General features: G+C 39.2%; 14 protein-coding genes and 2 pseudogenes. 14 read left to right on the top strand and 2 right to left on the bottom strand.

Annotated features, from left to right (window positions below; all coding sequences use genetic code 11):
* Positions 1-16: 16 nt before the first annotated feature.
* The 7 genes from V6668_RS20180 to yaaA all read left to right on the top strand — a co-directional run bounded on the left by V6668_RS20180 (position 17) and on the right by yaaA (position 6,432).
* Positions 17-1,234, top strand: coding sequence for an MFS transporter (locus V6668_RS20180; protein ID WP_036614537.1), 1,218 nt, complete (start codon positions 17-19; stop codon positions 1,232-1,234).
* 278 nt (positions 1,235-1,512) lie between these two features.
* Positions 1,513-2,400, top strand: coding sequence for a cell wall hydrolase (locus V6668_RS20175; protein WP_338706524.1), 888 nt, complete (start codon positions 1,513-1,515; stop codon positions 2,398-2,400).
* 232 nt (positions 2,401-2,632) lie between these two features.
* The gene (locus tag V6668_RS20170; RefSeq protein ID WP_338706523.1) at positions 2,633-3,307 is read left to right on the top strand and encodes a DUF6518 family protein; all 675 of its coding nucleotides are present in this window, start codon (positions 2,633-2,635) and stop codon (positions 3,305-3,307) included.
* A 243-nt stretch (positions 3,308-3,550) separates the two neighbouring features.
* Positions 3,551-3,910, top strand: coding sequence for a hypothetical protein (locus V6668_RS20165; RefSeq protein WP_338706522.1), 360 nt, complete (start codon positions 3,551-3,553; stop codon positions 3,908-3,910).
* A gap of 63 nt (positions 3,911-3,973) precedes the next feature.
* Positions 3,974-4,255 carry a DUF3139 domain-containing protein gene (locus V6668_RS20160; protein ID WP_338706521.1) on the top strand — a complete coding sequence of 94 codons (282 nt, stop codon included), beginning with the start codon at positions 3,974-3,976 and terminating at the stop codon, positions 4,253-4,255.
* A 331-nt stretch (positions 4,256-4,586) separates the two neighbouring features.
* Positions 4,587-5,465 (top strand): prohibitin family protein, encoded by an 879-nt coding sequence (locus V6668_RS20155; RefSeq protein WP_081746030.1) that lies wholly within the window; start codon positions 4,587-4,589, stop codon positions 5,463-5,465.
* Between the two features lie 214 nt (positions 5,466-5,679).
* Positions 5,680-6,432: a peroxide stress protein YaaA gene (gene yaaA / locus V6668_RS20150; RefSeq protein ID WP_338706520.1), complete on the top strand. Its 753-nt coding sequence runs from the start codon at positions 5,680-5,682 to the stop codon at positions 6,430-6,432.
* 206 nt (positions 6,433-6,638) lie between these two features.
* Here the strand turns inward: yaaA and V6668_RS20145 are convergent, their stop codons facing one another.
* Complete coding sequence (locus tag V6668_RS20145) at positions 6,639-7,202, bottom strand: DUF4879 domain-containing protein (protein WP_338706519.1); 564 nt, start codon at positions 7,200-7,202, stop codon at positions 6,639-6,641.
* Positions 7,203-7,843: 641 nt separating this feature from the next.
* On the opposite strand from V6668_RS20145, the pseudogene V6668_RS20140 reads away from it, so the two are divergent.
* From V6668_RS20140 to V6668_RS20120, 5 genes and pseudogenes are all read left to right on the top strand, one after another.
* Positions 7,844-8,104: pseudogene (locus tag V6668_RS20140) on the top strand (WXG100 family type VII secretion target); the annotation flags it as partial.
* A 534-nt stretch (positions 8,105-8,638) separates the two neighbouring features.
* Positions 8,639-9,052 (top strand): annotated as a pseudogene (locus V6668_RS20135) (hypothetical protein); the annotation flags it as partial.
* 26 nt (positions 9,053-9,078) lie between these two features.
* On the top strand, positions 9,079-9,459 hold the full coding sequence (locus V6668_RS20130) for a hypothetical protein (RefSeq protein WP_338708979.1): 381 nt from the start codon (positions 9,079-9,081) through the stop codon (positions 9,457-9,459).
* Positions 9,460-9,894: 435 nt separating this feature from the next.
* Positions 9,895-10,224, top strand: coding sequence for a hypothetical protein (locus tag V6668_RS20125; RefSeq protein ID WP_338706518.1), 330 nt, complete (start codon positions 9,895-9,897; stop codon positions 10,222-10,224).
* A gap of 271 nt (positions 10,225-10,495) precedes the next feature.
* The gene (locus V6668_RS20120) at positions 10,496-10,984 is read left to right on the top strand and encodes a hypothetical protein (RefSeq protein WP_338706517.1); all 489 of its coding nucleotides are present in this window, start codon (positions 10,496-10,498) and stop codon (positions 10,982-10,984) included.
* A 356-nt stretch (positions 10,985-11,340) separates the two neighbouring features.
* Here V6668_RS20120 and V6668_RS20115 read toward each other — a convergent pair whose 3' ends face one another.
* Positions 11,341-11,856, bottom strand: a complete 516-nt coding sequence (locus V6668_RS20115) for a GNAT family protein (protein ID WP_338706516.1) — start codon at positions 11,854-11,856, stop codon at positions 11,341-11,343.
* 749 nt (positions 11,857-12,605) lie between these two features.
* Here V6668_RS20115 and V6668_RS20110 point away from each other — a divergent pair.
* Together V6668_RS20110 and V6668_RS20105 are read left to right on the top strand one after the other, a co-directional pair.
* Entirely contained in the window at positions 12,606-13,520 is a 915-nt protein-coding gene (locus V6668_RS20110) for a hypothetical protein (RefSeq protein WP_338706515.1), read from the top strand.
* A gap of 260 nt (positions 13,521-13,780) precedes the next feature.
* Complete coding sequence (locus V6668_RS20105) at positions 13,781-14,503, top strand: hypothetical protein (protein WP_338706514.1); 723 nt, start codon at positions 13,781-13,783, stop codon at positions 14,501-14,503.
* Positions 14,504-14,673 lie beyond the last annotated feature (170 nt).

Below are 14,673 nucleotides of genomic sequence, written 5' to 3'. Positions count from 1 at the left end.
AAGGGAGCTATAAGTGATGAGCAAACTGGAAGTATTGCGGAATCCCAAGCAGCGCAAGCTGCTGTTCAGTGCCGGCATGAGCTGGCTGTTTGATGCGATGGAAGTTGGTATGATCTCCTTTATCGTGGCTGCACTCGCCAAGGAATGGAGTCTCAGTCCCGGACAAGTCGGTGTGCTTACGAGTATTAACTCCATCGGTATGGCATTAGGTGCTTTGCTTGCAGGTGCACTTGCGGACCGTTTTGGACGGAAGGCCATTCTGATGTGGACCTTGTTAATCTTTACGATTGCAAGCGGTCTGTCTGCATTGGCGACTGGATTTGCGGTATTGTGTGCACTGCGTCTGGTTGCGGGTATTGGACTTGGTGGAGAGCTGCCCGTGGCATCCACACTGGTATCGGAGTCGATGCCTACAGCCGAACGGGGACGTGCCGTTGTATTATTGGAAAGTTTCTGGGCAGGAGGCTGGATTGTATCCGCGCTCATTGCCAACTTTGTCATTCCGGAGTACGGATGGAGAATTGCTTTTGCCATTGGTGCGCTTCCGGCGTTCTATGCACTGTATCTGCGTCGTGCCATTCAGGACCCGCCGCGGTACAAGAATCATACCAAGCTTCATAAAATCACGTTCCGCGAGAAAGTAGCTACCGTCTGGTCAGCACCACATCGCCGTACAACGTTGATGCTCTGGATTTTGTGGTTTACCGTCATTTTCTCTTATTATGGAATGTTCCTGTGGTTGCCTTCGGTTGTAATGGCAAAAGGATTCACGTTGGTTAAAAGCTTCCAATACGTGCTGATCATGACGATTGCACAGTTGCCAGGTTACTTCACCGCGGCGTACTTCATTGAACGTTACGGTCGCAAGTTCGTACTGGTTGTGTATCTTACCTTAACTGCATTCAGTGCGATTGCGTTCGGATTGGCTACAACGGAAGCCACGATCCTGACCGCAGGAATCTGTCTTTCCTTCTTCAATCTGGGAGCCTGGGGTGGTCTGTACGCCTACAGCCCGGAATTGTATCCGACTTCCGTTCGTTCGACAGGTGTTGGACTTGCCACATCGGTTGGTCGGATCGGTGGTGTACTTGCCCCATTAATGGTCGGTATGCTGGTTCAACGCGAAGTGGCAATCAGCCTGATTTTCACGATTTTCTTCGTGACAATCCTCATTGGCGCAGCGGCTGTACTGTTCTGGGGCCGGGAAACGAAGGGTCAGGAACTGGCTGAGTAATTGTCAATAAATACAACGCAACTTTTGTACGGGTCTGCCTGCCTACGGAAATAACGGGTTGGACAAGCGGTATATGGTTGATACAAGAAGGGGCATGACCATGGTGTGACCATGGGCTCATGCCTCTTTTTGTTATGTTCGGTGTCGTTTTTTCACTGCGTCATCGGTCCGATAGACTTCATTTTTTCTATATCCTATAATGACACTCGGGATGTCCAACCGTGAGGATTCAGGAGAAAGATGTGGGATCTGGATTCAGAAAAGTGGAGGTTAAAGGAATGATGAAGAATAATATTGGAATGGATCAACCGAATGAAATCAATGAAAAGAATATGATAAGTGAATTAGATAGCGTAAGTGAGATGAAAGAGATGAAGGTGGGAAGCCATATGAACAGTAATGAACGGACTACAGTTGATAGCACGAATGAGGGGCTGAATCCAATAACGTTTGCTGACAACATGGAACCTATCACTGTCAGTCGGAAAGTCACTCATGGGAAGGGTAACATGGCTGGCAAAAGAGCAGGGCGGGTCAGCATGCTTCTCGGTGCCTGCGCATTGACTCTGGGATTGACCGTGGCAGCTCCTTCTGCGGGAGCACAGAAGCTGGAACAGGGCGTTCGTAGCGAACATGTGCTGCAATTGCAGGAGCAATTAAGCGATCTGGGCTACTTCGATGCTGGAATGACTGGATATTACGGTACCATCACCAAAGGTGCTGTCCGCAAGTTCCAGCAGGCGCAGGGACTGAGTGCAGACGGCGTTGCAGGTCCGGCGACGCTGAATAGGCTGAACAAAAAGGCCAAAGCCGAGGGCGAGACGCTGCGCCAGTTGGCGAAGCTGATCCACGGTGAAGCGCGCGGGGAGTCTTTTGAAGGGCAAGTCGCTGTAGGAGCGGTTGTGTTGAATCGGGTACATTCGAGTGAATTCCCGTCTTCTATTTCGAAGGTTATTTTCCAGAAAGGACAATTCACGGCTATAGACGATGGGCAGTTTAATACCAAGCCAACCCAGACCTCTTACAGGGCTGCTCGTAAGGCATTGAACGGTGCTGATCCGACGAACGGAGCGCTGTATTATTACAATCCGAAGATTGCCACTTCAGTGTGGAGTAAGAGCAGGCCGACGCTGCTGACTATTGGGCAGCATGATTTTACAAGATGAGTTTAAGTAGAGATATGTAGTGTAATATTTGAAATGATAATGATGAACCTCGGCTGTACGCTGCTGAATGCAGATGTGCTACCGGGGTTTGTTTTATATTTTGGTTATGCAGACGAGGAGTGTGCATAGAACCGTTTTAGTGGAATATCAATAAAATTATTCTGAGGAACAGAACGAACAGGCTGGATCGACTGTGTTAGAATATAGGAATTATGGAAGTTGGAGGATTGAAGTGGGAATACATAATAAGTTATATCAAATTAGAGTTGAAAAACAATCCACTACAAAACAAAATGTCCTTTCAATTATAAATGTGATAACCATCGGAGTGATTTTAGGTTTAGCGGCAAAGCTTGTGGATGCTCAGGGAATTAACCCCATATTTGACGATATTGGTGGGCGTCTAGGTATTTGGATTTTTGTTGCCACACTCATATCGGTTATTAGTTATTCTCCTAAACTAGCAGCAGTTAAGGTATTCTTCTTTTTTGTGTCGCTGCTAACTGTTTATTATCTATACACCGTGTTTTTTCTACATTTCGTTCCAATGAAAGAAATTATTTTTTGGGGGATGTGTGCAGTAGTATCTCCGATGTGTGCTTATGTAATGTGGTATGCACGTGGCAATGGATGGGTATCTAGTTTAGCTGTATCCCTTCCAATCACAGCTCTACTGTCCGAAGGGTATCAATTGCGGGACGCTTACTTGCCCGAGCATACTCATTACTATTTGATCCCAATACTTATGGGAATATATCTAATCATGGTCATTATTCTATTATTTATTGTTCCTACGAAAAGACTTAAATTTTTGATTATACTACCAATATCTATAATATTGTCTTTCATCATAATATATTTTGATGTTCTAGGGCGGTTATTCGGTGGCTTGAACGGAGTGTTATAGTTCACTTTGGCAGATTGTCATACAAATGCGACAGATCCACTGAGAACGATTCATAAACGATTTTACAAGCATGTAGATCAGTTCTGGTGAATATGTGAGAATTTCATTTTTCACTTGAGTGAGATCGGTGTTTTTAAGAAGAAATTCATGTTAATTCTCCGTTTCCTTAGATGTAATTTATTATGATCTCTTATTTTGCTAATTTAGTATTTACTATAGCTTGACTATAAAGGAGGATTTATTATGAAGAGAGTATCGTTTTTTTTGCTTTTTCTTCTTCTATTGACAGCATCCGCTTGTTCAAACAAAGTCTCTTCATATACAGGAGAGAGTGAGAATTGGCGTGTCTCATGTACAGTTCAAAGTAATAGCGATGTAGCAAGCTATGAATATGAAATTAGGTACTTAGGAGATAATCCTTCATTAATTGAAAAAGTTAAAACCAAATTTATGAGCGAAAATATTCATTCTACAGGAGAAGTTCCTTTTAATACTGTAATCAGAGGAAAAGCTGAAGGGATGTCCCCGTTTTTGGATGAGAATGAATTTCTAGTTCAGATTGATTGGGAAGGAAAATCGGAAAAGATAGTGGTTACCAAATGATGGTGATAATAAACGGGAATATTAATAGAATTACAAACTACAGGCTAAAGTGAGGTGAATAAAATGAAATTTCTAAAGGGAGTATTGATTGTAATTGCACTAATAGTTGTAGCCTCAGTCACATGGTACGGCTCTTATAAGAATGATATGAAGAAACTTGAAGAAGGTTTAAGAACGTATTTAATCGTTGAAAAGGGTGTGGATGAACATGATATCATTAGCATCACTGCTCGTCGCAGTAAAATGCCGATGTATCCTGTAGTCGTCAAATTCAAGGACAATCCGCAGGAATTTGTATACACCAAGAGAGAAGAGCAATGGGTGCAACTATGGCCTGAACCATAATACCCAGATGAATTGATGATCCCTTCCTTGATAGGAATCGGGTAAAGGATGTCACTGACTCACCATTTTCTTCAGTTCAAGTGCTGAATATCCTTGAAACCTAATACCATTTTACAAAGTATATATAAAAGAGGATATAATTAGTTACCATTTATAAATTTGTACTCGGTTACATCCATAGAGGGGAGGACGGATATGCCATTTATTGGGGGAATCATTTTAATTTTTATCCTAGCATTTATTCTATGGTCATTAATGTTCCCGCTATTCAATAAAATAGGTAGTAGAATTCTGAAGAAATACAATAAATTCAAACAAGAGGAGAATGGTGATGAAGAATTCAAAGACGTTTAGGGTAGGGGCAATTGCGGTTGCATTAGTTATTATTGTGGGCGTGCTAATGGTGACCTTCTTTTTAACACGAATTCCTAATGGATATGTTGGGGTCGTATATTCACCAAATGGAGGCGTAAAAGATAGCACACTGAGTCAAGGGTGGAAACTCGTTGGAGCGTTTGATAAAGTGACGAAATATCCGATCCGAATTCAAACGGTGGAATACAGAGATATTCAGATTGCTACTTCTGACGGGAAAAACATCACAATCGATTTTGCTTACAACTACCAAGTAGAACCAAGTAAAGTATCTTCTATCTTTAATACATTTGGGCCAATTAGCATTCAAGAAATTGAGGATACATATCTCAAAACACGTTTCCGTGACGCAGCTCGTAAGGGGATTTCCAAGTTTACAGTCATTGATGTGTATGGTGAAAAGTCATCCGAAGCAGGAGTGGATGTGCAACAACGTTTTTCTGATGACGTTAAAGAATTAGGCTTTATTGTATCCAACGTTACTGTAGGTGTTCCTCAACCTGACGCCAAGACTCAGGAAGCAATCGATAAGCGTGTTGAAGCTTCTCAAGAACTGGAACGTAAAACGACTGAACTTGAGATCGCCAAAAAAGAAGCAGATCGCAAGCGCGTGGAAGCGCAAGGTAATGCAGACAAACTATTGATCGAAGCAGAAGGTCAAGCTAAAGCAAATAAAGAGCTTCAACAATCATTATCGAGTCAACTCGTTGAATATGAAACCATCAAGAAATGGGATGGAGCACTTCCCTATGTAAGTGGGTCAAATACGCCAATGATTCAATTGCCAACTACAAAAACAGAGCAAAATAGTGGCGCGGGGAGCGTATCTCCCTAATAGCGGTTTGAAATGCATGCCTTGCTTTCTCATCAATTGAATGTGTTGAATTCTAATGAACAAGCCGGTCCAATTGTGGGCTGACTTGTTCATTTTTGAGTCTTTCAAAGGCACTATGAGTGATTTAGTTAAACCATAGCATTGGATTCGTCTGTCCAATCCTGTACAATGGATAACGACAAAAACAACGGTAGATTAAGGATGGATCAGCACGATGAGAATTATCATATCACCAGCTAAAAAGATGAAGATTGACACCGATCTTATGGCTATCGCGCAGATGCCGCAATTTATTAACGAGTCAGAACAGCTGTTAAGTCTGCTTCAAAAGTTATCCTATGACGAACTCAAAGCGATGTGGAAGTGTAACGATGCAATCGCCGAACAGAACGTGGAGCGGATTCAGAATATGAATATTAAAGCAAATCTGACACCAGCCATATATTCCTACGAGGGCATTCAGTATCAATATATGGCTCCTGGTGTTTTTCAAAATGAGGAACTGGCGTATCTTCAGCAGCATTTACGTATATTATCCGGTTTTTATGGCATGTTGCGGCCTTTGGATGGGGTTACCCCTTATCGTTTGGAGATGCAGGGCAAGCTGCAAGGTCCGGGCTTCAAATCACTCTATCAATTCTGGGGCAGCAAACTCGCAGATCAGCTTCAATCAGAAAGCAACTACATCCTAAATCTAGCTTCCAAAGAGTATAGTAAAAATATTTTGCCTTTTCTGAGCGAGGAAACCCGGTTCATTACATGTGTATTCGGACAGATGGTCAATGGGAAGCTTGTTGAAAAGGCAACCTGGGCCAAGATGGCCAGAGGTGAAATGGTACGTTATATGGCAGAGCACAAGATTACAGATGTGAAGGACGTAAGAAACTTTGATCGGTTAAACTTTGCCTTTTCAGAAGAGCGATCTGACGAGAGTACGTATGTATTCTTACAAGCAGAGGGCAAGTAGCCTGCTGTGCAACGGTGGGTTCCTATACAAAGTCGGCCCTTTAAGGTCACAATGAGAAAAGACGCAGGGGATGTATATCCCTGCGCCTGATCAAGAATTATTAAATCCATGTCCAAAGCTGATGAGCTTTTGGGCTTACTTTCCGTATTCCTCAGGATAGAACCAGGATAGCCAAATCCTCCAATATTCATATTACATCCTTCCTGTTAGCGAACATTAATCCAAGCGGTCCACTGAGTTGGAATATTAATGGAATAGACTGTACCTACAAATTGTCCCCCTGTAGTAGGCGCTTCATAAACCCAAGAATAGGCCCAAGCATCTACGACACGGTCACCGTCCAGATCAATAGCTTCAGACCAGTTGTTTGTCATTGTATTGCCGGCGAGTGTGCCGTAGTGACTGCTGTCATAACCGATCTGGAAAGTAATACACTGAATCCAAGCCCCACCGTGATCATTGGTCGTGGAGAGCGGGTTGTTATTGAAGCCGTAAATTTCTTGACCGCCATTAGGAGATACGACACCGTATACATTAATGTGAGATACTTTCGGAGCAGGCGCAAACAGAACTGGACCACCCGCATTATCAGCCTTCTGGGATTCAAATTCAGCCTTAGCCGCTTTCACAGCTTCACGGAATTCTTTGGAATTAATAATTTCTTCCTTTGTCATAGGTTTGGCTTGAGTCACATCACCGTCTGCATAGGCAGCTACATTAAATGAAAGCACTAGAACAAGAATAAGAGCTAAACTAATCAATTTTCTCATAGCAATAAATTCCACCTTTCTTGTTATGGGTATTCTTTTTTACAAAAACATGCGGTTACGACAAATAGACCTGCTTGCAGCTTAAAGCCTCTTGCCCTCCTCTCTTTTAAAGATGGTTCTTCCCCTTTTTTCTTTACTAAAAAAGAAATTAAGGAGGTAGAACTCTACAGGCTAGAAAACTCTATGAAGTAGGAATGTATATGTAAAATGAATGCCTGCCAATGATTATGTGTTGCAGACAAAATGTAAAACTCATTTATACGGACTGATATCTTAGTTATGTTAGGCTCTGATACTCATCTTGAAAATATAAGATTCCAAAATAAATATCTAAATTGTAATATATTCCATTTATACAAACATATAGTACCCCTATCTATCACTTTAAGTCAAGTATTTCATTAATTCTATGATTTGTTTTCGGCTTGTCGCAGTAAAATACCACAGTATCCTGTAGTCGTAAAAGGAAAACCTTCTGGAACATGTATACACCTACATAGAGATCGTATGGGGCTGAAGGACGGATATAAATCATTCTGAGCGTGGATTCATGCAGTGAAATCAGGAGGTTAGGCGGATGTATTGTACTATTACTTCTGCTAACATAGGTTAATCATATATCAGATGAGCGGTGAAAACGGATGAGTACAATTAAGGTGACTCCTGAGCAACTACATCATGTATCCAATCAGGTGGATCAGGCCAGACAACAGTTGGAGCATATTCGCAGTGAACTGACGAGACAGATCATGTTCGTTCAGATGATGTGGATGGGGGCGACGCAGGAGCGATTCTACTATGAGTTTGAACAGTCGCGCCCTATATTGGATAAAGCACTGGAGAGTATGGTGGGCATCTCCAAGGAACTCAAGGAGATCGCTACGCGATTTGAGAATGTCGATGCTGAAAAGGTGAGTCTTGGAAGTGCTGTTGGCGCTGTGGGTGCGGGAGCAATGATGAAGACCTTGGGTAATGATGCGGGTACGGAGGATAAAGGCTACCGGATGGCGCAAGTCAATGTGTATGGGAAGCTGATGTGGATGCTTGTGAACGAGAATGGTGTTACGGATCAGGCAGCCCTTCAGGCATATAAGAAGGATCAGGGGCATTTGGATATCAATCGGATGCAAGCTACGGATGCTGAAGCGCCCGGGGAAGATATTTATGCGATGCAGATCAAAGCCTTTGAAAATGGAATTCATCCCTTCACAGGTGAGCCTGTATCCGATAAGTATGCTCAGATCATGTTGACTTCTCTAAAGTTCAGCCAGCTATTTATGGCATTTCAGATGGTTCGCGGGAGTATGCCGGGTGGCAAAGGGCCGTTTCGCGTACCTTCTTCTCATCCAGCTGTGGCGAAGATTAAAAAGAATTTGGAAGCGGCTGAGGCGAGGAAAGCGAGTAAAATTAAGGGGACGGGTAATGTTAGACCTGTCCAAATCATTGAAAATAGATATCCAAATGAGATTCAGCAAGGAAAGAGTTTTGACTATGTTTTGAAGAATGGCCAAGTTAAGATTCGAGATGGAATTAAAGAGGTTGACTTTGTCATAGATGTAGATGGTAATTTAAATGTTGGAAGAGGACATTCTCATTTAGCAAGTGGAGCTGATGTTCAAGCTGCTGGAAAACTAAAAGTCGATGCAAACGGAAATGTTAGAAGAATAACAAATGAATCAGGACACTACACACCAACAACTGAGCAAGCTAAAAAATATGAGCAAATATTCAATAGTGCTGGAATAAAGACAGAAAACGCTTGGTTAGAGATATATCAACTAGAAGTAACGAGAAGTGGTTATGTTGATATAGGGAAATTAAAGAAAGTATATTCAACTAAACTGAAATAATAGGGGGAGATATTTTGACTACTCAAATGAATGAGGTAATTTTTTCGACTAATTTATCTAAAGCCGTTGATAAGATAAAAAAGGCAAAAAACATTTCGAGCGATATCGTTAAGTTTATCATAGAGCCGGTTGAGGAACAGGGGAAAATGTTAGATGGTGGCGATGAAATGATGAAACGTCTTGTGTTATCTAAAGAGAATATTGGTGGTAAAAAACTATTGTTAGAAGATGTTGTTGGGGTTTTAGGAGGTCTTTTTCCGAAAGCTCCTATATGGATTAATGTATCTTTTATAGAAATTGAAGGAGATACCGCTATCTTCAAGCTGGAAACCAGTTTGCGTTTTAGAAAACCGACTTTATTAAGAAATGCTGAAACAGGTCATGCTCCTTTTAAAGCCATTGTATAAAGTATGTGAAGATTGTTTAATATCTTTATGGAAATTTAAGTAGAGGCTACTTATAAGTATTGATTCATCATTCAACAAATACAGCAAATTGATCGTGGTCAAGATATCAACATGATTAATCTGTTCTTTTGTTATTTTCGTTTCTTTCGGTTTATCCGTGCGTATGATTCAATTGGTGCGATAAGAATCCTAGAGACTAACTCCTAAATGAATTATGTCATCCTATCATTAATAGAAGAGAAAGAGTACATTGGTGAACAGAAAAGAAAAGTGTGTTTTACATGAAAGAAGATTTTCGAAATGTTTGCGATTTTGCACAGAAGATTGAGTTTGATAAAGATTTTAAAAATAAGTAATAGATGTCCAGATATCATCTCAAAAGAGAAGAGTTTCCAGACTACAAATTTAGTGCTACTTTTGGAGGTGAATAAGTGCATGTCAATCAGTGCTGTAATATATGAGCCGCAAAATGATTTTGAACAGAGTTTCTTTGTTCCCATTGCTACAGAATCGTTTTTTAAAGAATGTTGGCAACCTGCGATTGAAGCACTGGGGTTACAATGGACAGACCTGTTTTCATCAGGTGTTGATGTAGAGGAGGAAGATATACAGTCAATTATTGAGGAACTAATTCAAATCAAAGATTGGGCGGTAAAAAACTTAACTGAGGAAAAAAGGGATAAAATGTTTGAAAGAATAACAATTCTTCAAAATAAATTGCCCCTAGCATTTCAACGCAAAGATGCTGTTGTTTTTATAGGATAGATAGGTTATTAGTCATGTTACAGTTTGATGGGACTACCCAGGGCAGAGTGAATCCATCATTCAATCAATAACATAAGCTCTGTATAAAGACATCATCAATTGAGTTGTACGCAGGAAAAGGCTTTGGGTTCATCCCTAATTAATGTTACTCTGTTACATCGAACAGGTCGATTATGGTCAGATATCACTATGATTGATCTGTTTTTTGTTCCCTTGGTTCTTCTGCGTTTTTTAAGAAATGACTTGGACACAACTGATTGGAGATACGAACATGATTAAATACAGGTATACCATTGAATATAAAGAAGATTTCAACGAAGTTATCGTGGACTTAGGCATTGATTCATCGTTAAAGAATGGTTATCTGATTAGTAATTCTTTGGGATCGGATATATTTGGAGACTTCGCCACGATCCAGGAAGAGATCGGAAACTTAATCGAATTACTGAAAGGGGAAATAACGTTATACGAAGGTGGAGGGAATGTGAACTTAATAAGATCTGACCAGTCTTTTACAACTTTTGAAGATATCTTTGCAGAAGAAGATGAAGAGGACAGTACATGTGAAATTGAGACGTTAGAATATGTAAAGATACTATTGTTATGGGCAAAAGAGAACTTTCAGTATAAAAGCCAGCGAGGCGTTATCTTGAAAGAAGAAGGGCAAGTAGCATTAGAGTGGTTAAACGAAAAATATATTGAGGTTTTAGTTTTGGGTCAAAAGATCGAGCGTATCAACAATTTGAAATTGATTGAATGAATGGTATGAACAATAGATCTGTAATATTTTGCGGAGAAAAGTGAAACTTTTCATTGCTCAAAAGTTACTGCAGTATAGCGAATTCGGAAAAACGTGTGCGAGTCAACGGTTAATACTATATCAAGTAAGTAATTAATAGATCCATTACATATACCTAGTTTGTTTCACTCAATGCGCGTAAGAACCAATTCATCTGCAATACTCAATGAGTTTCCCAATGGAATAACATCAAGAACGCGAAATTCACAATATAAGGAATATTAAAAGACAAAAAAGCCTAACCCCTCAGTATCTTGAACGAGGAATTTGGCTTATGATCTTCAGCTTAAACAGCCGCGTCCGAATAGTGATTAAAGTTATGATTTATTTGTCCATGTATAAGTAATGAATTTTAACACTTGCCCATTCATTTCAAATTCATTATCACTAGTTTCTGTATGATCGAATCCGTTTTGCTCTAAAACTTTTTGAGATGCTACATTGTTGGTAGTTGTTTTTGCCTTAACTTCTTTAATATCTAAATCAACTATTGTATTGAGTAATAATTTTAATGCTTTTTTAGCAACACCTTTTCCAGTGTGGATTTGTCCCACTCTATAGCCGAGAAATCCTATTTTATCTGAATCATCAATATCAACTAAATTTATTCTTCCAAGAATCGAGTTATTTTCGTCTTTTATTAAATAAAAAAAGGAGAGTCCTTTGACTTGTTCATCAAGCAGAGATGCATTCCTTACTTTAAAAACCTCAGGTATGTAATAATCATCTCCTCGAGACGGTACCATTTCCTCGAAAAAAATTCTGTTTTCAATTTCGAATTCATACAAGCTTTCAATATCTGTGACTTTTAACTTCTCAATTACTATATTCATGAATCTTTTCCTCCAATCAACTTTAAGGCTAAATACTACAAATCTGCTTATGTAAACTATAATTTGTACTACGATAGTTTGTTCTAGTTCCGTATTTTGGATATGTTGAATAAATACTGAATTTATTGCAAGTAAGTTTTTGTACAGCAAGTATAACATCCTATTTTGTTATTCAACATTATGGGCGATGAATGGATATTCAAATCCTTAGTAAATTTTAGCGATTTTTCGATGGATATTATGGAAACCTAGGCTCGAAGATATGGGCGTATATTATGGGGCTTTTTGAACACATGAGCAATTATATGAACAACGAGTCCGCAGTCTTACAATTAATCAAAGTGAAGGTAAGACTTTTAATTCATATAACTCGGTCCAATTTATTAGTCAAGCTGAGAGGTTCTTAGGCTGTGAGAGTAGTGCTGCTGTAAGTGATGTCATTAAGGAGATAGAAACTGTTTATAAAAAAGAGAATTCTATTTTACTTAACAATTATTTTGTTGATAATAATGATAAATTATATAACAAATTTAAAGCACGGGTTCTGGAAAAAAAAATTCTGACATCTTAGATGAGGTATTAAAATATTGCGAATATTTGCTAAATAAATAGCCAACATGCTAAAGCCATTGATTAGTGAATGGCTTTTCTTTTTAGGGATGTAGCCATCAAGGTTTCATAGTCAGGTTGAGCTTTTTTATGTATAATTTTCCATGAAGTTATTACTTGTTAAGGAGAATGTACATATTATGAGTAAGAGAAAAGAGTTCTACCACAAACACATACAGAAGCATGTGTTTGAGGAGTTGGAAATACCAGATACACCTAAAATCCTAGAAAACTCATCAGAAGAAGCAGATTCAAAAGAGGAACTAAAGATTCCTGAGAAAAAGGTACATAGGGTTTTGACCCTAAAATCAATATTAATAAGTTTTTTTATAATTTGGGCAGCTTCAGGGATACTTATTTATACTTTTATTCCTAAAGATGATAGAGGAACATTTGGAGATATGTTCGGTGCAATTAATGCTCTTTTTTCTGCTTTTGCTTTTGGTGGGCTTGTATACACCTTATTTATTCAACGATATGAATTGAGTCTGCAAAGGAAAGAACTTGAAATGCAGAGGCTGGAAGTTGCCAGAAATGCTGATCAACTGGAAGAACAGAAAAATGTAATGATACAGCAAAGCTTTGAAAACACATTTTTTAAGATGATTGAACTTCACCATAATATATTAGCCAATTCATTAATGATTGAGACTGGTAAGGATACTGAAGTAACAAGGCTTCACTATTTCCGTCTTGGCTTGGAAGGACAAGCGAACTTAGCGGAAAATGAGCATGATTTAAAAGAGAGGGTTTTTAATGAAATATCGACTCCAAGAGGAGAATGGATTAAGCAATATATAAATAACTTTTACTGCATGCTTCTGTTGACAGAACAATTTTGTAAGAACACAAATATTAATGCTAGGGAATCAGACTATGCGCTGATTATTCTCTCGCAACTATCTGATGATGAAAGGGTCATAATTTTTTATGTTTTGGGGTATGAGTTAAAACAAAGATTGTTGTTGGATCGATTTTATTTTTTAGAGGATCTGAATCCTGGTGCGCCAGAACATACTAAGTGGATGAGAAAACTATATAGAGACTATTTATGAAGTGACGAATAATATCGTCTCCATTTCTTTTTTATAAAATAAAATTATCAAGCAATTGTAAATATGAAAGAGGTGATTTAAAACATTTAGTTTTGTAGTGATCAAGGAACCACTCGTATCCCTGTTTGGAAGATGATACTAGGGCAATGCAGAGGTTGTATGGAGTAGATGGGATTGAGCGAAACAGTTCTGTAGTAGACCATAATGCCCAAAGGAGGTAAAATGAGCGAGTCTCAAAAAAAATAATAAGGAGAAAGATTATGAAAGCCAAATTTAGGTTGTTATTAATGGGTTTGTCGTTATTATCGATTTTACTTTTGTCTTCACCTATGCCTGAGGTTAAAGCAGCAGTTCAAGATCCGCCTGAAGCCGGATTGTTAAGAGGGAATCCAGAAGGAGTTGTCTCAACAAATATTCCCTTCGAATGGATTGATGGAAATTCTTATACCGATAGTAAGCCATTAGCGGGTACTACATACTCTTTTAGTTTTAGTAAACCTAAAGATATCACGGGGTACTACTTCAATGCTTCCAATAGTACCAGACTGAAGATGTATTCTAAAGATCAATTACTGGTGTCTATAACGGGTAATGCTACTACAAAAAGTTCTTATACTAGTGCTGATTACAAATCTGTTACACATGTTGAAGTAGTAGACACGGCAGCATCTAATTCTGCATTTGTGTCCGAGATAGATTTAAAGGGAACAGATTCAATAGTCACCGAAGAACCGGTTATTACTCCCCCTTCTCAAACTGGTGATTCTTCATTAATTATTTACTTAGTAAGCGGACTAACGCGACAGTATGAACTTAACTCCAAGGAAATTGCCAATTTTTTAGGATGGTACAATCAAGGTGGCATAAGTGGATCAGAATTTTATATTTTTGATAGAAATGCCACTTCCAGCGATTATGCAAGTCAGAAAGACTATATAGCATATGATAAAATTGAAATGTTTGAAGTGAATAAAAAAAAGTGAGAATGTACGCACCCATTGTGGTGCTTTTTCTTTTGCTCTCATATGACAGAATGTGAGCCGCTCTGAGCTTCCTAACATGGGAATGTATGTTTGCATTGGTCAGTCGATTGAAGAGCGGAGAATAGCGTCTGAGTGATAATCGTACGTATTTATATGATAGTCACCCAAAC

Source organism: Paenibacillus amylolyticus (assembly GCF_036894225.1).
Taxonomy (GTDB): domain Bacteria; phylum Bacillota; class Bacilli; order Paenibacillales; family Paenibacillaceae; genus Paenibacillus; species Paenibacillus amylolyticus.
The sequence above is the reverse complement of the archived record's forward strand: the minus strand, read 5'-3'. Positions and strand labels throughout refer to the sequence as shown.

Excerpts from the sequence above, each read along its gene's own strand:
- V6668_RS20145 (WP_338706519.1), bottom strand. The coding sequence starts at position 7,202 with ATGAGAAAATTGATTAGTTTAGCTCTTATTCTTGTTCTAGTGCTTTCA.
- V6668_RS20165 (WP_338706522.1), top strand. The coding sequence starts at position 3,551 with ATGAAGAGAGTATCGTTTTTTTTGCTTTTTCTTCTTCTATTGACAGCA.
- V6668_RS20115 (WP_338706516.1), bottom strand. The coding sequence starts at position 11,856 with ATGAATATAGTAATTGAGAAGTTAAAAGTCACAGATATTGAAAGCTTG.
- V6668_RS20160 (WP_338706521.1), top strand. The coding sequence starts at position 3,974 with ATGAAATTTCTAAAGGGAGTATTGATTGTAATTGCACTAATAGTTGTA.
- V6668_RS20175 (WP_338706524.1), top strand. The coding sequence starts at position 1,513 with ATGATGAAGAATAATATTGGAATGGATCAACCGAATGAAATCAATGAA.
- V6668_RS20105 (WP_338706514.1), top strand. The coding sequence starts at position 13,781 with ATGAAAGCCAAATTTAGGTTGTTATTAATGGGTTTGTCGTTATTATCG.
- V6668_RS20110 (WP_338706515.1), top strand. The coding sequence starts at position 12,606 with ATGAGTAAGAGAAAAGAGTTCTACCACAAACACATACAGAAGCATGTG.
- V6668_RS20125 (WP_338706518.1), top strand. The coding sequence starts at position 9,895 with ATGTCAATCAGTGCTGTAATATATGAGCCGCAAAATGATTTTGAACAG.
- yaaA (WP_338706520.1), top strand. The coding sequence starts at position 5,680 with ATGAGAATTATCATATCACCAGCTAAAAAGATGAAGATTGACACCGAT.
- V6668_RS20120 (WP_338706517.1), top strand. The coding sequence starts at position 10,496 with ATGATTAAATACAGGTATACCATTGAATATAAAGAAGATTTCAACGAA.
- V6668_RS20180 (WP_036614537.1), top strand. The coding sequence starts at position 17 with ATGAGCAAACTGGAAGTATTGCGGAATCCCAAGCAGCGCAAGCTGCTG.
- V6668_RS20155 (WP_081746030.1), top strand. The coding sequence starts at position 4,587 with ATGAAGAATTCAAAGACGTTTAGGGTAGGGGCAATTGCGGTTGCATTA.
- V6668_RS20130 (WP_338708979.1), top strand. The coding sequence starts at position 9,079 with ATGAATGAGGTAATTTTTTCGACTAATTTATCTAAAGCCGTTGATAAG.